The organism is Baekduia soli (genome assembly GCF_007970665.1).
Taxonomy (GTDB): domain Bacteria; phylum Actinomycetota; class Thermoleophilia; order Solirubrobacterales; family Solirubrobacteraceae; genus Baekduia; species Baekduia soli.
Map to the genome: position 1 here is coordinate 3,275,852 of NZ_CP042430.1, position 16,392 is coordinate 3,292,243.

Genomic DNA, 16,392 nt, shown 5'->3' on the forward strand with positions numbered 1-16,392 from the left:
GCCGCCCCGCCGCGCAGCCGCCGGCCGAGGTGCGCCGGCTCAGCTCGGTCCGCGGCCGCAACCCCGCCGGCGGCTGACGCACCCTCGCCCAGGGGGCTCGGGTGCGTTCGGCGGCTCGCGTTCGCCCTAGTAGTAGACGCTGCGGCAGCGGTGCCGTGGGCGCGCCTTGAGCTCGGGCGCCTGGCCGCGCGTCCACAGCCACATGTCCAGCACGCGGGCCGGCACGCCCAGGCGCGCCGACAGCAGCTCGCAGGCGTGCAGGGCGCACGCGCGGATCTCCCGCTCCTCGCGGCCGGGGGGGAGCAGGTGCCCCGCGTCGATGTGGGCCGCCAGCTCGGCCGCGTAGACGAGCACGCCGTCGCAGCGCAGGACGTGGGGACGAGGTTGTCGGCGAAGATCGTCAGGCGGTCGAGGTCGTCGAAGCGCGTGACGCCCGCCAGGTGCAGGTCGTTGCCCGCGATCTGGGCGCGCTTGTAGAACCCGCGGTCGTCGTAGAGCGCCATGCCGCCGGCCAGCAGGGTCGCCAGGCGCTCGGCCGAGCCCGACGCCCGGGCGATCAGGTCGAGAACCGACCGCGGCCCGAGGAAGCGCCCGAGGTCGCGCAGGGCCTGGCTGTAGAGCGCCATGAGCTCGTGGTCGGCGGGTTGGCCGAGGATCGCGGCGAGCGCGTCCGTGCGCATCCCGCGCAGGTCGGCCTCGGTCCACGGCCCCTGGGCGCGGAAGTGGTCGGCGAGGTTCCAGGCCACCGTGAAGTACCCCGAGACGGTGCGCCCCGTGGCGGGGTCGGTGCGCTTGCGCAGCGTCGGGAACCAGCCCGACCCGAAGTTGATGGTGTCCAGCGCCAGCGTGTACATCGCCACGTCGGCCGGCGAGCCCTCGAGGTAGTGGCGCTGCGGGTCCAGCCCCAGGTCGGTGACGACGGCCTCGCCGCCCGGCGCGGCGTCGTAGACGGCCAGGCGTGCCTCGTCGATGCGGACCGAGCGGGCCTCGGCGGCCATCCGCGCGCAGTAGGCGCGCACGTCGTCGGTCAGCCCCATCGCGCCGACAGCGTACGCGAGGCGTGGCGGCTCAGCCCTGTAGGCGCCCGAAGTCCAGCGTGACCATCATCGCGTCGGGGCCGGCCCCGTCGGGCGCGGCGTGCGTCAGGCCGATGCCGAGGTCGCGGTACGTCGGGTCCAGCAGGATCGCGCGGTGCGGCGGGCTGTTGAGCAGGGCGGTCATGATCTGGCCGGGCTCGGCGGCGGTGCCCGAGCCCCACGCCAGCGCCTCGCCGAGGAACCAGGCGTGGACGCCGTCGAGGTAGCCCGTCGCCTGCACGCGGCTGGCCAGCGGCGGCCCACCGGCGCGGTCGTGGGCGAAGTAGTGGCGCCGGGCCATGTCGTCGGAGTGGCCGGTGGCGGCCCGGCGCAGGTGGCGCTCGGCCCGCACGCGGGGCAGCCCGTGGCTGCGGCGGACGCGGTTGACGAGGCACAGCAGGGTGCGGCGCGCGGTGCCCGTGGTCAGGCTCGCCGCCCGCGCGGCGGCGTGCGGGCAGGAAGCCTCGGCGGCCGCCGCCGGGGATGAGAAGGCGGCGGCCGCCAAGAGCAAGCTTAGGGCGAGCCCGCAGGCACGCCGCGTCGTGGTTCGCCGCCGGCCGGGGACAGCCGGGGCCTGTGAGGCTCCTCCCATCGGCCGGGAGTCCTCCATCATCAGGTCGATCTTTAGCCCGGTGCGTTGGGAAGTGCACGAACCATCGGCTGTGAAACCGTGCACTGGCGGGAGGTTCGAGGCCGCCGCGGCCGGGCCTATCCTTGCTGGGTGCCGTCCGACACCGCCGCCGATCAGCGCGTCGCCGATCTCCTCGAGGGGCTGAACCCGCCCCAGCGCGACGCCGTGATCCACGGTGACGGACCGCTGCTCATCCTCGCAGGCGCGGGGTCCGGCAAGACGCGGGTGCTGACGCATCGCGTCGCCTACCTCGTGCACACGGGGCGCGCCCGCGCCGGCGAGATCCTGGCGATCACGTTCACCAACAAGGCCGCCACGGAGATGCGCGAGCGCGTCGGCCTGCTGCTCGGCCACTCGACGCGGGCCATGTGGGTCATGACCTTCCATGCGGCGTGCGGGCGCATCCTGCGCGCCGAGGCGCCGAGGCTGGGCTACACGCGCCAGTTCACGATCTACGACCAGGCCGACTCGCGCCGCCTGGTCAAGCGCTGCCTCGACCAGCTCGACGTCGACCCCAAGCGCTTCACGCCCGCCGCCGTGCAGTCGCAGATCTCCGGCGCCAAGAACCAGCTGCGCGACGCCGAGGCCTACGCGCAGCTCGTCGGCAGCTACTTCGAGCAGACCGTCGCCGAGGCCTACAGGCTCTACGAGCGCGAGCTGCACCGCATGAACGCCATGGACTTCGACGACCTCCTGGTCAACGTGGTCAACGTGCTGCAGCTCTTCCCCGAGGTGCAGGCGCGCTACGGCGCCACCTTCCGCCACGTGCTCGTCGACGAGTACCAGGACACCAACCACGCCCAGTACCGGATGCTGCAGCTCCTGGCGGGCGGGCACCGCAACCTGTCGGTCGTCGGCGACGACGCCCAGTCCATCTACAGCTTCCGCCACGCCGACATCCGCAACCTCCTGGACTTCCAGGACGACTTTCCGGACGCCAAGGTCGTCAAGCTCGAGCAGAACTACCGCTCGACGCAGACGATCCTGTCGGCGTCCAACGCGCTCATCGCCAACAACCGCGGCCAGCTGCACAAGACGCTGTGGACCGACCAGGGCGACGGAGACCCGATCGTCATCCGCGAGCTCGACGACGAGCACGCCGAGGCGCGCTACGTGCTCGGCCGGGTCCAGCAGCACGTCGACGGGGGCGGCTCGCTGAGCGAGATCGCGTGCTTCTACCGGACCAACGCGCAGTCCCGGGTCCTGGAGGACACGCTCGTGCGCGCCGAGATCAGCTACCAGGTCATCGGCGGCACGAAGTTCTACGAGCGCGCCGAGATCAAGGACGCCATGGCCTACCTGACGGTCCTGGCCAACCCGGCCGATGCGATCGCCTTCGGCCGGATCGCCAACTCCCCCAAGCGCGGCATCGGCCAGACCTCGCTGGCGCGGGTCCTCGGCCACGCCGACGCCTCGGGCATCACGGTGTGGGAGGCGGCGGCCGATCCCGCGGGCGTGCCCGGGCTGGGCACCGCGGCCGTCCGGTCGCTCGAGCGCTTCATGGCCACGATGGAGGGCCTGCGCGAGCGCGCCGCCGACGGAGTGCCGATGGGCGACCTGCTCGAGGCGGTCCTGCATGAGTCGGGCTACCTCGACGCCCTGGAGGCCGAGCGCACGATCGAGGCCCAGGGGCGCACGGAGAACCTGCAGGAGCTCGTCGAGGTCGCCCGCGAGTTCGACGCGACGATGCAGGCCGCCGAGGACCGGCTCGACCTGTTCCTTCAGCAGATCGCGCTCGTGGCCGACACGGACTCGCGCAAGGACGAGTCCGGGCTCGTGACCCTCATGACCCTGCACAACGCGAAGGGCCTCGAGTACCCCGTGGTGTTCATGATCGGCTGCGAGGAGGGCATCTTCCCGCACTCGCGGTCGATCGACGAGGGCACGCTCGAGGAGGAGCGGCGCCTCTGCTACGTCGGCATGACGCGGGCCATGCGCTCCCTGACGCTCACGCACGCGCGGCGGCGCAACGTCTTCGGCTCCGCCGCCTACGGCCTGCCGAGCCGCTTCCTGGCCGAGCTCCCGCCCGACCTGGTGGACCGCGAGGGCGCGCTGAGCGCGTTCGCCTCCGGGGCGGCGGCCGACCGCGGCACGCGCCCGCGGGCGATGTCCTCCTGGGCGGCGATGCGCAGCGACGCGCCGGCGCCGGCCGGAGGCGAGGGCTTCCGCGTGGGCGACGACGTGCTCCATGCGGCCTTCGGCGAGGGCGTGGTCACCGGCATCGAGCCGGGCGGGGTGGTCACCGTGCGCTTCGCCGGCGACGGCAGCGAGCGCAAGCTCATGGCCGAGTACGCGCCGATCGAGAAGAGGTAGGGCGCAGGCGCTTGCGCGGGAGCGCCGCCGGCTCCACGGAGAGGATGAGGTCCTCGCTCGCGATCGACGCGCTCGTCGCCGGGAGCCGGCCTCCCGAGTCCCTGGTGCGGGACACCGAAGCCCGGCCCGGCGCTCGGACCGCGGCGGCGGCCCAGCCAAGGTGGTGTCCTTGCTCGACGGTCGGCGTGCCGAGCTCCGCGCGGTCCGTGGCCGCCGCCCGTTAGCCTCCCGGGCGATGTCAGCGACCCTCATCGACGGCAAGGCGATCGCGGCGGAGACCCGGGCGGAGGTGGCCCGGGACGTCGAGGCCTTCACCGCCCGCACCGGCCACCGGCCAGGCCTGGCGACCGTGCTCGTGGGCGAGGATCCGGCAAGCGCGATCTACGTCGGCGGCAAGCAGAAGGCCTCCCGCGAGGTCGGCATCGAGCCGTTCGACCACCGCCTGCCCGCCGACGCCCCGGCCGTCGAGGTCGAGGCGCTGCTGGAGCGCCTCAACGCCGACGACGCGGTGAGCGGCATCCTCTGCCAGCTCCCCGTCCCCGGCCACCTGGACGGCGTGGCGCTGACCGGGATGATCGACCCCGACAAGGACGTCGACGGGCTCACGCCGCTGAGCGCCGGGCGCCTCGCGCTCGGGCTGCCCGGCCTGCGGCCCTGCACGCCGGCCGGCGTCATGGTGCTGCTGGAGCGTGCCGGCGTCGACCTCCGGGGCGCCGGCGCCGTGGTCGTCGGGCGCTCCAACCTCTTCGGCAAGCCGATGGCCCAGCTCCTGCTGGGCGCCGACGCCACGGTGACGACCGCGCACTCGCGCACCCGGGACCTGCCGGGCGTGTGCCGGACCGCCGACGTGCTCATCGTCGCCGTCGGGCGCGACCGCATGGTCAAGGCCGACTGGGTCAAGCCCGGGGCCGTGGTCATCGACGTGGGGATGAACCGCTCCGAGGACGGGCTGCACGGCGACGTCGCGTTCGACGAGGTCTCCGAGGTCGCCTCGGCGATCACGCCGGTGCCGGGCGGCGTCGGCCCGATGACCATCGCGATGCTGCTGCGCAACACGCTGGCCGCCGCGGAGCTGCAGATCGCGCGGAGGGTCCCCGCGTGAGGCGGATGCGCCTGGGGGAGTGGGCGGCCGCGATCGGCGCCCTCGGCCTGCTGGCCACCCTGTTCCTGGACTGGTTCGGCGTGGATCTCGCCACGCGGCAGCGGGGCAGGGTCCACGTGGGGCTCTTCGACGCCGTCCATCTCTCCGGCTGGGGCAGCCTCGGCTGGGTGGTCGACGTGCCGCTGGCCCTGACGATCGCCGGCGGCCTGGCCATCGTCTACGCCACGCTGCGCCGCGTATCGCCGGCGTGGCCCGTGGGGGCGTCGGTGCTCACCACCACCGTCGGCTGGCTCACGTTCCTCGTCCTGCTGGTGCGCGTGCTCACGCAGCCGTCGCTGGGCGCCGGCCTCTCCAACGCCGAGGTCTCCGTGCGCTGGCCGGCCTACCTCGGGCTGGTCTTCACCGCCATGGTCGCCGCCGGCGCCTGGCAGGTCCTGCGCGATGATCGCGTCGACGCGCCCGAGTCCGCCTACGTGCCGCCGCCGGCGCGCCCCGTCCCGGGCACCTGACCCCCGCGCAGGCCCCACCCTAGAATCGGGCGTCGCATGATCGACCGCGAGCAGGTCCTCCACGTCGCACGGCTGGCACGCCTCGAGCTCTCCGAGGACGAGGTCGGGCGGATGGCCACCGAGCTGTCCTCCGTCCTCGGGCACATCGAGAGGATCGCCGGCCTGGACCTCGACGACGTCCCCGCGACGACCCACGTCGTGCAGGTCGAGAACGCGCTGCGCGCCGACGAGCCCGAGCCCTGCCTGCCCCGCGAGGTCGCGCTGGCCAACGCGCCGGCCGTGCAGGACGGCGGCTTCCTCGTCCCGAGCCCGCAGGCGCCGGTGACCCCGTGACCGCCATCACCGACCTGACCGCCCGGCAGGCGGCCGACGCGATCGCCGACGGCCACCTCGACGCGACCGAGCTCTTCGAGACCTACCGCGCCCGCGCCGCGGCCGACGACCTCAACGCCTACACCTGGGTCGCCGAGCAGGCACCGGCCGCCGGCGCCCCCGGTCCGCTCGGCGGCGTCCCGCTGGCCGTCAAGGACCTCTTCTGCACCGAGGGCGTGCCGAGCCAGGCCGGCTCGCGCATCCTCGAGGGCTACCTGCCGCCCTACACGGCGACCGTCGTGGCCCAGCTCGCGCAGGCGGGCGCGCCGCTGCTGGCCAAGACCAATCAGGACGAGTTCGCCATGGGCTCGTCGAACGAGAACTCCGCCTACGGTCCCGTCCTCAACCCGTGGGACCGCTCCCGCGTGCCCGGCGGCTCGTCGGGCGGCAGCGCGGCCGCGGTGGCGGCGGGCAGCGCCCCGTGGGCGCTGGGGACCGACACCGGCGGCTCGATCCGCCAGCCCGCCGCGCTGTGCGGGATCGTCGGGCTCAAGCCCACCTACGGGACCGTCAGCCGCTACGGGATGATCGCGTTCGCGTCCTCGCTGGACCAGGCCGGCCCGCTGACCCGCGACGTCACCGACGCCGCGCTGCTGTACCGCCACATGACCGGGCGCGACCGCCGCGACTCGACGTCGCTGGAGCATCCCGAGACGATCGGGCTGCCCACCGCGCAGCGGCTGGACGGCATCACCCTCGGGGTGCCCGAGGACCTCACGGGTGAGGGCATCCAGGACGGCGTGTACGCCGCCTTCGAGGCGACGCTCGCGCTCGCGCAGGAGCTCGGGGCCGCGATCCGGCGGGTCGCGCTCCCGCACGCCGACCACGGGCTGAGCGCCTACTACGTCATCGCCCCGGCCGAGGCCTCGTCGAACCTCGCCCGCTTCGACGGCGTGCGCTACGGCCGGCGCATCGACGCCGACGACCTGACGTCGATGTACACGCGCACCCGCCACGACGGCTTCGGCCCCGAGGTCAAGCGTCGCATCATGCTCGGCACCTACGCGCTGTCGTCGGGCTACTACGACGCCTACTACGGCCGGGCCCAGCGGGTGCGCACGAAGATCGCCCAGGACTTCACCGGCGCGTTCGGCGAGGTCGACTTCGTCGTGACGCCGACGAGCCCGACGGTCGCGTTCGCGCTGGGCGCCAAGACCGGCGACCCCCTGGCGATGTACCTCAACGACTACTTCACCGTGCCGATCTCGCTGGCCGGCATCCCGGCGATCTCCATCCCCGCGGGCCTGAGCGAGGGGCTGCCGGTCGGCTTCCAGATGGCCGGGCCGGCGTTCAGCGAGCACCGGATCCTCGACGCGGCCTTCGCGCTCGAGCAGGCCATCGGCTTCGACGCCACGGCGGCGAGGACGGCGGCATGAGCACCGAGTACGAGCCCGTCATCGGGCTGGAGATCCACGTCCAGCTCGCCACGCGCACCAAGATGTTCTGCGGCTGCGCGCTGAGCTTCGGCGAGCCGCCCAACACCCGCACGTGCCCCGTGTGCCTCGGCCTGCCCGGCAGCCTGCCCGTCGCCAACGCCCAGGCCATCCACCACGGGCTGATGATCGGGATGGCGCTGGGCAGCGAGCTGGCCCAGCGGTCGATCTTCCACCGCAAGAACTACTTCTATCCCGACCTGCCCAAGGGCTACCAGATCTCCCAGTACGACGAGCCCCTCTGCCTCGGCGGCCGGCTTGGCGACGTGCGCCTGACGCGCGTGCACCTGGAGGAGGACGCGGCCAAGCTCGTGCACGTCGGCGCGTCCGGGCGCCTGCACGCCTCCGACGCGTCGATCGTCGACTTCAACCGCGGCGGCACGCCGCTGGCCGAGATCGTCACCGAGCCCGACCTGCGCGACGCGACCGAGGCGGCCGAGTGGCTGCGGCTGCTGCGCGCGACCCTGCGCCGGCTGGGCGTCAGCGACGTCAACATGGAGGAGGGCTCGCTGCGCTGCGACGCGAACATCTCCATCCGGCCCGTCGGCACCACCGGGCTGGGCACGAAGACCGAGCTCAAGAACATGAACTCGTTCCGGTTCATCGAGCGCGGCATTCGCGCCGAGGTGGCGCGCCAGGAGCGCATCCTGCGCGAGGGCGGCGAGATCGCCCAGGAGACGCTGCACTTCGACCCGCGGACCGAGGCCATCACGTCGCTGCGCTCCAAGGAGGAGGCGCACGACTACCGCTACTTCCCCGAGCCCGACCTCACGCCGGTGGCGATCACCGAGGCCATGCTCGACCGCGCCCGCGCCGCGCTGCCCGAGCTGCCGCTGGCCCGGGCCGAGCGCTTCGAGCGCGAGCACGGCCTGAGCGCCGACAGCGCCCGGCTGCTGGCGTTCCGCACCGAGCTCGGCGACTTCTACGAGCAGGCGCTGGGCGAGGACGGCAGCCGGCGCGCCGAGCCCCAGCCCCTGGCCAACTGGGTCGCCAACGAGCTCGTCGCGCGCCTGGGCGCCGACGTCGATCCGGCCGACTCCAAGGTCGCCCCGCAGGCCCTCGCGCGCCTGGTCGCGCTCGTGTCGGCCAAGGAGGTCACCCAGGGCGGCGCCCGCCAGGTGCTCGACGCGCTCGTCGCGCAGGGCGGCGCCCCCGACGCGATCGTCGCGGCGCAGGGCCTGGGCGCCGTCGGCGGCGCCGACGAGCTCGACCCGATCGTCGCAGCGGCGCTGGAGGCCAACCCCGACGTCGCCGAGAAGCTGCGCGGCGGCGACATGAAGCCCATCGGCGTCATCGTCGGCCACGTCATGCGCGAGACCAAGGGCCGCGCCGACGGCGGCGAGATCACCCGGCTCGTGCGCGCCCAGCTCGGTCTGTAGGCGCGCGCCTGGCGCGACGGCCGGGGTGCGCGGTCTACCATCCGGGGTCCGGTTCTTCGATCACGGAGGTAGAGCGGCATGTCGCGTCTCGTGCGCATGGATCGCACCGGCCACACCACGCTGGCCGAGTGGAGCACCGAGGACCCGGTGGCCGTGGAGGCCGCCGTCCGCGCGTTCCGGGCCGAGCTGGACAACGGCTACTTCGCCATGGTCTCCACCGGCGAGGGCCACGCCGAGCAGGTCAAGGAGCTCCCGCTGGACGCCGACCTCGTCATCCTGCGGCTGCCGATCAGCGGCGGATAGGGGCCCGGGGTGGCGCTCGACGCGACCCCGACGCCGCGCGGCGTCCTGCCCGAGACCGCCGCGGTGCACTGGCGCCCCCGGGCCGACGCCCGGCGGCTGCGCCATCGTGGGCGCCTGTGGACGCTGACGACGGCCGCCCACGTCGTGCCGTTCGTCGCGGCGGGGGTGACGCTGTTCGTCGTCCAGCCGCTGGCGGTCGCCGTCAGCCTGGCCGCGCTGGCGCACGCCTGGATCATCCCCGGCCTCTACGCCGCCCGCGGGGCCAACGTCCTGCGGCCGCGGCCCCGCGCCGGCGGCGACGCCGAGCGCACCGCGCTGGGCCTGCTCGGCGACCTCGTCGACCACGCCGCGCGCGACCGCCACGCGGTCACCGGGCTGGTCGTCGAGCGCGGGCGCCTCGGCGTGTGGGTCGTCGGCGAGGCCGGCGCGGTGCTCGTCAGCGCGCACGGCCGCCGCGTGCACTGCTTCTGCGTGCGCGTCGCGGACCCCACGCTGCCCAGCGCCGACCGCATCGCGCACCTCCTGCTGGCGCTGCGCGCCGACGAGCAGGGCTTCGCGACCGTGGCCAACCTGGCGTTCTCGGGCGCGCGCTGGCGCCTGCGCCGCCGGCTGCCCGCGGCGATGCGCCCGGCGCTGGACGCCGCCGGGGCGCTCGACCGCGTGGAGGGGTCGCGGCCCCGAGGTTCCGACCGGCGGTCGATGGTCGCGGCGAGGCGGGTGCGCCAGCATGATGCCCATGACCACCGCCTCCGCATCGGGCCTCTCGAGGATCGTCCTCGTGGGTGAGCGCGCACGGCTGGGGTCGGGCCAGGACGCGCCGGCCATCCGCCGCTACCGCCTCGCCCGCCTGCGCCTGAACGACCGGTCCTCGGGTGCCGGTCGCTTCGAGCACCTCCGTCGCAGCCACGACTGAGCGACGGACGGCGACGGTGGCCGCGGGCCCTGAGGGGGCGCCCGCGGCCACCGGTACGCTGTGAAGGCCATGGAACCCGAGGCTCGCCCCTCTCTCGCACGCCGTGCGCTCGCGCTCGTCGTGCTGCTCATCGCCGGCTGGATCCTGCTCAAGTTCGTGATCGGGCTCATCGCCGGCGTCGCGACGATCATCATCATCGCCCTGGCCGCCGTCGCCGTGCTCTGGGCGCTGCGCACCCTCTGACGGCCCCGACGATGGTCTACATCGTCATCGCCATGTCGTTCGCCCTGGCCGGCGGCATCGTCGGCCGCCTGAAGGGCAGCTCCTTCCTGCTGTGGTTCCTCATCTCGGGCCTGTTCCCGATCGTCGGGCTCGCCGCCGCGGTGCTCTATCGCTTCGACACCGAGGAGCCCCGGCGCTCGTGCCCGACGTGCGGGCACGTCTGCATGCTGCACGACGCGATCTGCACCCGCTGCGGCTGCGAGCTGGACTTCCCCGACGAGTCCGAGATCCTGCAGCCGCCCGCCCCGGCGTAGGGCGCACGGCGGGGCGGCGGCGGCGGGCCGATACACTCGCCGCTCCCTGGACCAGCGGATCCTCAGGAAGGAGGTCAAGCGCATGCGAGCGGTCGATGCCGTGATGGAGTGCCTGAAGGCAGAAGGTGTGGACGTCGTATTCGGGTATCCGGGAGGCGCGAACCTCCCGACCTACGACGCGTTCGTGGATGCGGGCATCCGCCACGTGCTCGTGCGCCATGAGGCCGGTGGCGGCCACGCCGCCGAGGGCTACGCGAAGTCGACGGGCAAGGTCGGCGTCGCGCTGGGCACCAGCGGCCCGGGCGCCACGAACCTCGTCACGCCGATCATGGACGCGATGATGGACTCGGTCCCGGTGGTGTTCATCACCGGCCAGGTGCGCACGGAGCTGCTCGGCACCGACGGCTTCCAGGAGGCCGACATCCTCGGCATCACGATGCCGGCGGTCAAGCACTCGTGGATGATCCAGCACCCGCTGGAGATCCCCCGCGTCCTGCACGAGGCCTTCCACGTCGCGCGCACGGGCCGTCCCGGCCCGGTCGTCGTCGACATCCCGACCGACCTGTCCAAGGTCGACATCCCCTACGAGCCGGTGACCGACGTCCACCTGCCCGGCTACCAGCCCACGACCGAGGGCAACGTCAAGCAGATCCGCCAGGCCGCCAAGGCCCTGGCCGCCTCGCGGCGCCCGGTCATCTACGCGGGCGGCGGGGTCATCAGCGCCGGGGCCTCGGCCGAGCTGACGGAGTTCGTCACCTCCGACCGGTTCCCGATCACGTGCACGCTGAACGGGCTGGGCGGGTTTCCCGCGCCGCACCCCCAGTGGCTCGGGATGCTCGGCATGCACGGCACGCGCACCGCCAACTACGCGATGGACGAGGCCGACCTCATCTGCGCGGTCGGCGCACGCTTCGACGACCGCATCACCGGCAAGCTGTCGGAGTTCGCGCCGCGGGCCAAGTTCATCCACATCGACATCGACCCGGCCGAGATCTCCAAGAACGTGCCGGCGCACATCCCGATCGTCGGCGACGCCAGGAACATCCTCGGCAAGCTCGTCAACGAGTACCGCGCCCTGGACGCCGACGCGGGCCGCCTGGACGAGTGGTGGCAGCGCATCGGCGCCTGGCAGGAGAAGCACCCGCTGGGCTTCACCGACTCCTCCGACGAGGAGATCAAGCCCCAGCGCGCCGTCCAGGCGATCTACGAGGCCACGGGCGGCAGCGCGATCGTGTGCTCCGACGTGGGCCAGCACCAGATGTGGGCCGCGCAGTACTACCACTTCGACCGGCCCCGCAAGTGGCTGAACTCGGGCGGGCTGGGGACGATGGGCTTCGGCTTTCCCGCCGCCATCGGCGCCGCCGTCGGCAACCCGGACGAGACCGTGGTGTGCATCACGGGCGATGGCTCGTTCCAGATGAACCTGCAGGAGCTGGCGACGGTCTCCGAGAACCGGATCCCGGTCAAGGTGCTCATCCTCAACAACGGCTACCTGGGCATGGTCCGCCAGTGGCAGGAGCTGTTCTGGGACAACCGCTACTCGCAGGTCGACATGGGGCAGACCCCGGACTTCGTCAAGCTCGCCGAGGCCTACGGCGTGGCGGGCGTGCGCCTGACCCGCAAGGACAGCCTCGTCGAGGACCTGCGCGCGGCGATCGCGATCGACGGCCCGGTGGTCGTCGACATCAGCGTCACGCGCGAGGAGAACGTGTACCCGATGATCGCGCCCGGGGCCGCCGCGCGCGAGATGGTGGGATGAGCGTCATGGGCGATCCTGGCACCAAGGAGCTGCTGAGCCTCGAGGAGCTCGAGGCCTCCGGGCAGATGCGCACGGGGCGCAAGCACGTCCTGTCGATCCTCGTGGAGAACAAGCCCGGCGTGTTGACGCGCATCGCCGGGCTCTTCGCACGGCGCGGATTCAACATCGACACGCTGACGGTCGGACCGACCGACGACGAGCACGTCTCGCGCGTGACGCTGACCGTCGACGGGGCGCTGCACCCGATCGACCAGGTCACCAAGCAGCTGCACAAGCTCATCAACGTCCTGAAGATCCGCGACCTCGAGCCGGCCGACACGGTCACGCGCGAGCTCGCGCTCTTCAAGGTCGCCGCCGACGGCGTGCAGCGCGCGGAGGTCCTCCAGCTCTGCGAGATCTTCCGCGGCCGCGTCGTGGACGTCACGCGGCGCTCGATCATCCTGGAGATCACCGGGACGACCGACAAGATCGAGTCCTTCGAGAGCCTGCTGCGGCCGTTCGGTCTCGTCGAGATGATGCGCACGGGGGAGATCGCCATCTCCCGTGGCCGGGGCGAGACCTAGGAACGCGGTCGGCGGCGCCCGGCCTGGCCCGGCGCCGCCCGCCGCCGTTCGTAGACTGGCGGCATGGCCCTGCTCCCGATCACCTCCGGTGCCGGCGGCTTCGTCCTGTCGCCCGACGCCGTGGACCGGCTGGAGCGCCGGATGGCCGAGGCCCTGCGGCGGGCCCGGCGCCACGGTGAGGCGCTGGGGGCGATCACCGTCACCGTCGACCCGGCCACCGACCCGACGGCGGTCGTGGCGGCCTCGCGCCGGACGGGCGAGCCGTGGTTCTGCCTCGAGCAGCCCGATCGGGACGGTGCCGCGCTGGCCGCGCTGGGCTGCACGGTGGCGATCGAGGCCTCGGGGGCCGACCGCTTCACCCGCGTCGCAGCGCGCTGGCGGGCTCTCGCCTCGCGCGCGGCGTGCGACCCGCCCGACGGCCCGCGCGGCTGCGGCCCGGTCGCCGTCGGCGGCTTCGCCTTCGCGCCCGACGGTGGCGCGGCGCCGCACTGGGCCGGCTATGCGGCCGCGTCGCTGCACGTGCCCGAGGCCACGCTCGTGCGCCGCGGCGGCGACGTGCGCCTGACGCTCTGCGCGCTGGCCTGCCCCGACGACACCACCGCCGACCTCGTCGACCGGCTGCTGCGGCGCGTGGGGGAGCTGCGGGCCGCCACGGCCCTGCCGATGCTCGACCCCGATCCCGCCGGGCGCTACCGGGTGGCCTCGGCCATGCCGCCCGAGCACTACGAGCAGGCCGTGGCCCGCGGTGTGGAGCGGATCCGCGCCGGGGACCTGGAGAAGGTCGTGCTGGCCCGCGAGGTGCAGGTCCACGCCCCGGTCGACCACGACCCCGCCGCCGTGCTCGGCGTCCTGCGCGAGGCGTTCCCGTCCTGCCACCTGGTCTGCGCCGGCCGGGGCGACGCGGCCTTCGTCGCCGCCAGCCCCGAGCTGCTCATCCGCCGCGACGGGCTGCGCGCCGCGACGCTCGCGCTCGCGGGGTCGACGCGGCGCAGCGCCGACCCGGCCGTCGACGACCACCTCGGCGAGCGGCTGCTGCGCTCGGCCAAGGACCGCGAGGAGCAGGCCATCGTCTCCCGGCGGATCGCGCGGACCCTGCGCCCGCACGCCGTCTGGGTCACCGCGCCCGACGAGCCCGAGGTCGTGCGGATGGCGAACATCCAGCACCTGGGCACGCCCATCCGCGCCCAGCTCGCGCGGCCGGTCAGCACCATCGAGCTGGCCGGGCTGCTGCACCCGACGCCCGCCGTCGGCGGGGAGCCGTTGCCGGTCGCCGCGCCGCTCATCCCGGCGCTGGAGGGCCTGGACCGCGGCTGGTACGCGGGGCCGGTCGGCTGGACCGACCTCGACGAGGACGGCGAGTTCGTCGTCGCGCTGCGCTGCGCGCTGCTGCGCGGCCCCGTGGCCCGCTGCTATGCGGGCGTGGGCGTGGTCCGGGACTCCGATCCGGCGGCCGAGCTGGCCGAGACCGAGGTCAAGCTGCAGGCGCTGCTGCCGGTGCTGGCGGCCTAGGGGTCGTCAGCGCCGCCGCGGCGGGGCCCCGGGCGCCGGCGGCGGCACGGGCGCCAGCCACGTGCGCGAGCGCCCGCCGGCCGTCCACGCGTGCAGGTGGGCGCGCGCGACGTGGGCCGCGAGGTCGGCGCTGCGCCGATCGGCGCGGGCGGCGGCGTGCAGCAGGGCACCCACGAACACGCAGGCGGTGAGCCACGCTCCGATCGAGGAGACGATCCACACCATCGGCGCGACCCTACACCGGTCCCGCGGGCCGTCGCCAGTGCCGTGGCACAAGATGGGCGCCTCCTTGCACGAAGCTCCCTCAGCGGCGGGAGGTTCGGACCCGGACGGCGTCCCAGCAGCGCCGGTGCAGGGCGACGTTGGCGTCGCGCCGCGTGCGCACGTGCAGGATCCGTACGCCGCGGGGCGGCTCGGCCAGGGCGGCGTGCAGGCCGGCCAGGTCGCCGACGGCGGCGTAGGCGGCGCCGTACAGGGCCGCGGCGCGCTCGATGTCCAGCGCCGTCGGGGTCAGCACGTGCTCGGCGTAGTGGTCGCGCTGCGTCGAGACGGGCAGGAAGTCGAAGATGCCGCCGCCCTCGTTGTCGACGACGACGGCGGTCAGGTCCAGCCCGAGCCGCGGGCCGGCCAGCAGGCCGCCCAGGTCGTGGGCGAAGGCCACGTCGCCGAGCAGCACGTACGTGGGGCCCGTGCCCGCGGCGGCCACGCCGAACGCCGTCGACAGCGTGCCGTCGATGCCGTTGGCGCCGCGGTTGGCCAGTGCGAGCGGCGGCGCGTCCAGGACGGGCCAGAACGTCTCGACGTCGCGGATGGGCATCGAGGCGGCGACGATGACGCGGGCGCCGGCGGGCACCGCCACGGCCAGCGCCCGGGCGACGTTGGGCTCGCTGAGCTCGTCGCCGAGCACGGCGTCCAGCGCGGCGGCGGCGTGCGCGTCGGCGCGCCGCCAGCCCTCCGCCCAGTCCTGCTGCGGCGTCAGGGGCGCGTCCGGGCCCAGCGCGTCGGCGGGATCCAGGGCGAAGGAGCGCGTCACGACGCCGTCGGGGTCCTGCCAGGCGCCCTCGGGGTCCAGCGACCACTGCTCGGCGTCCAGTTCGGCGAGCCAGGCCCGCAGCGGCTTGGACGTCGGCAGGTCGCCGAGGCGCAGGACGAGGTCGGGGTGCAGCCCCGGGTCGGCCGCGACGGCCTCGTCGCGCAGGAGGGCGTCGTAGTGCGCGACGGCGCCCGGGCCGCGGCGGCGGCCCGACAGCGGGTCGGCCAGGACCGGGACCCCGGGCGGCGCCGCGGTGACGGCACCGCGCTCCTGGCGGCCGGCGACGACGAGCGGGCGGGTGAAGCCCGCCAGCGCCGCGTGGAACGCCGCGGTCCCGCCGCGCGCGCCCTCCGACCGCCGAAGCGAGGGCGCCGCGTCGTCAGCGGCCTGGCCGCCGGGCGCCAGCGGCTCGTCGAGCACGAGCGGCTCGCGCAGCGGCAGGTTGAGGTGCACGACGCCGGGACGGTCGCCCAGCGCGGTCCACATCGCTCGGCAGGCCAGCCGGCGGATCCAGCGCTCGCGCGCCGGGGTGTGCGGGTGCGTGCCCACCTCGACGAACCACTTCGCGAACGGCCCGAAGAGCCGCAGCTGGTCGATGGTCTGGCCGGCGCCGACGTCGCGCAGCTCGGGCGGGCGGTCCGTCGTCAGCACGATGAGCGGCACGCGCGCCTCGCGGGCCTCGATGACGGCGGGGTAGTAGTGCGCGGCGGCGGTGCCCGACGTGCAGGCCAGGACCGCGGGCCGGCCGGTCGCCTTGGCCAGGCCGAGCCCGAAGAAGCCCGCCGCGCGCTCGTCGACGTGCGACCAGCACGGGATCCGGCCGTCGCGGGCCAGCGTGAGCACCAGGGGCGTGGATCGCGAGCCGGGGGAGGTGCAGGCGCCCGCCACGCCGCAGCGGGCGAGCTCGTCCACGAAGGCGCGCAGCAGCAGGTAGGTGTCGCGGGTCTCGCTCACGGAGAAG

General features: G+C 74.3%; 17 protein-coding genes and 1 pseudogene. 14 read left to right on the top strand and 4 right to left on the bottom strand.

All coding sequences use genetic code 11. The features are described from left to right. Nucleotides 1-126 precede the first annotated feature (126 nt). Nucleotides 127-1,037 (bottom strand): annotated as a pseudogene (locus tag FSW04_RS15565) (queuosine salvage family protein). Between the two features lie 31 nt (nucleotides 1,038-1,068). Then, nucleotides 1,069-1,581 carry a CAP domain-containing protein gene (locus FSW04_RS15570; protein WP_187368828.1) on the bottom strand — a complete coding sequence of 171 codons (513 nt, stop codon included), beginning with the start codon at nucleotides 1,579-1,581 and terminating at the stop codon, nucleotides 1,069-1,071. Nucleotides 1,582-1,797: 216 nt separating this feature from the next. On the opposite strand from FSW04_RS15570, the gene FSW04_RS15575 reads away from it, so the two are divergent. From FSW04_RS15575 to FSW04_RS15630, 14 genes are all read left to right on the top strand, one after another. Further along, nucleotides 1,798-4,020 (top strand): ATP-dependent helicase, encoded by a 2,223-nt coding sequence (locus FSW04_RS15575; RefSeq protein WP_146920845.1) that lies wholly within the window; start codon nucleotides 1,798-1,800, stop codon nucleotides 4,018-4,020. A gap of 235 nt (nucleotides 4,021-4,255) precedes the next feature. Continuing rightward, the gene (gene folD / locus FSW04_RS15580; RefSeq protein ID WP_146920847.1) at nucleotides 4,256-5,122 is read left to right on the top strand and encodes a bifunctional methylenetetrahydrofolate dehydrogenase/methenyltetrahydrofolate cyclohydrolase FolD; all 867 of its coding nucleotides are present in this window, start codon (nucleotides 4,256-4,258) and stop codon (nucleotides 5,120-5,122) included. Beyond that, the gene (locus tag FSW04_RS15585; protein ID WP_146920849.1) at nucleotides 5,119-5,631 is read left to right on the top strand and encodes a hypothetical protein; all 513 of its coding nucleotides are present in this window, start codon (nucleotides 5,119-5,121) and stop codon (nucleotides 5,629-5,631) included. Before folD ends, FSW04_RS15585 begins: the two co-directional genes overlap by 4 nt. Nucleotides 5,632-5,667: 36 nt before the next feature. Continuing rightward, nucleotides 5,668-5,964, top strand: a complete 297-nt coding sequence (gene gatC, locus FSW04_RS15590; protein ID WP_146920851.1) for an Asp-tRNA(Asn)/Glu-tRNA(Gln) amidotransferase subunit GatC — start codon at nucleotides 5,668-5,670, stop codon at nucleotides 5,962-5,964. Next, nucleotides 5,961-7,379, top strand: coding sequence for an Asp-tRNA(Asn)/Glu-tRNA(Gln) amidotransferase subunit GatA (gene gatA / locus FSW04_RS15595; protein WP_146920853.1), 1,419 nt, complete (start codon nucleotides 5,961-5,963; stop codon nucleotides 7,377-7,379). Before gatC ends, gatA begins: the two co-directional genes overlap by 4 nt. Continuing rightward, nucleotides 7,376-8,815 (top strand): Asp-tRNA(Asn)/Glu-tRNA(Gln) amidotransferase subunit GatB, encoded by a 1,440-nt coding sequence (gene gatB, locus FSW04_RS15600; protein WP_146920855.1) that lies wholly within the window; start codon nucleotides 7,376-7,378, stop codon nucleotides 8,813-8,815. Before gatA ends, gatB begins: the two co-directional genes overlap by 4 nt. A gap of 78 nt (nucleotides 8,816-8,893) precedes the next feature. After that, nucleotides 8,894-9,118: a hypothetical protein gene (locus FSW04_RS15605; RefSeq protein ID WP_146920857.1), complete on the top strand. Its 225-nt coding sequence runs from the start codon at nucleotides 8,894-8,896 to the stop codon at nucleotides 9,116-9,118. A 9-nt stretch (nucleotides 9,119-9,127) separates the two neighbouring features. Beyond that, nucleotides 9,128-9,904 (top strand): hypothetical protein, encoded by a 777-nt coding sequence (locus tag FSW04_RS15610; RefSeq protein ID WP_146920859.1) that lies wholly within the window; start codon nucleotides 9,128-9,130, stop codon nucleotides 9,902-9,904. Continuing rightward, entirely contained in the window at nucleotides 9,897-10,031 is a 135-nt protein-coding gene (locus FSW04_RS27900; RefSeq protein ID WP_267128234.1) for a hypothetical protein, read from the top strand. The genes FSW04_RS15610 and FSW04_RS27900 overlap by 8 nt, the downstream gene beginning before the upstream one ends. Nucleotides 10,032-10,100: 69 nt before the next feature. Beyond that, nucleotides 10,101-10,274: a hypothetical protein gene (locus FSW04_RS26165; RefSeq protein WP_187368829.1), complete on the top strand. Its 174-nt coding sequence runs from the start codon at nucleotides 10,101-10,103 to the stop codon at nucleotides 10,272-10,274. Between the two features lie 11 nt (nucleotides 10,275-10,285). Next, nucleotides 10,286-10,567 carry a hypothetical protein gene (locus tag FSW04_RS15615; protein WP_146920862.1) on the top strand — a complete coding sequence of 94 codons (282 nt, stop codon included), beginning with the start codon at nucleotides 10,286-10,288 and terminating at the stop codon, nucleotides 10,565-10,567. An 82-nt stretch (nucleotides 10,568-10,649) separates the two neighbouring features. Beyond that, a complete protein-coding gene (ilvB, locus tag FSW04_RS15620) occupies nucleotides 10,650-12,326 on the top strand; it encodes a biosynthetic-type acetolactate synthase large subunit (RefSeq protein WP_146920864.1) in 1,677 nt (558 codons plus the stop codon). 5 nt (nucleotides 12,327-12,331) lie between these two features. Beyond that, nucleotides 12,332-12,889 carry an acetolactate synthase small subunit gene (gene ilvN / locus FSW04_RS15625; protein WP_146920865.1) on the top strand — a complete coding sequence of 186 codons (558 nt, stop codon included), beginning with the start codon at nucleotides 12,332-12,334 and terminating at the stop codon, nucleotides 12,887-12,889. Between the two features lie 63 nt (nucleotides 12,890-12,952). Next, a complete protein-coding gene (locus FSW04_RS15630) occupies nucleotides 12,953-14,398 on the top strand; it encodes an isochorismate synthase (protein WP_146920867.1) in 1,446 nt (481 codons plus the stop codon). Nucleotides 14,399-14,404: 6 nt separating this feature from the next. Here the strand turns inward: FSW04_RS15630 and FSW04_RS15635 are convergent, their stop codons facing one another. Continuing rightward, nucleotides 14,405-14,623 (bottom strand): hypothetical protein, encoded by a 219-nt coding sequence (locus tag FSW04_RS15635; protein WP_146920869.1) that lies wholly within the window; start codon nucleotides 14,621-14,623, stop codon nucleotides 14,405-14,407. A 79-nt stretch (nucleotides 14,624-14,702) separates the two neighbouring features. Continuing rightward, on the bottom strand, nucleotides 14,703-16,385 hold the full coding sequence (menD, locus tag FSW04_RS15640) for a 2-succinyl-5-enolpyruvyl-6-hydroxy-3-cyclohexene-1-carboxylic-acid synthase (RefSeq protein WP_146920871.1): 1,683 nt from the start codon (nucleotides 16,383-16,385) through the stop codon (nucleotides 14,703-14,705). Nucleotides 16,386-16,392: the final 7 nt, after the last annotated feature.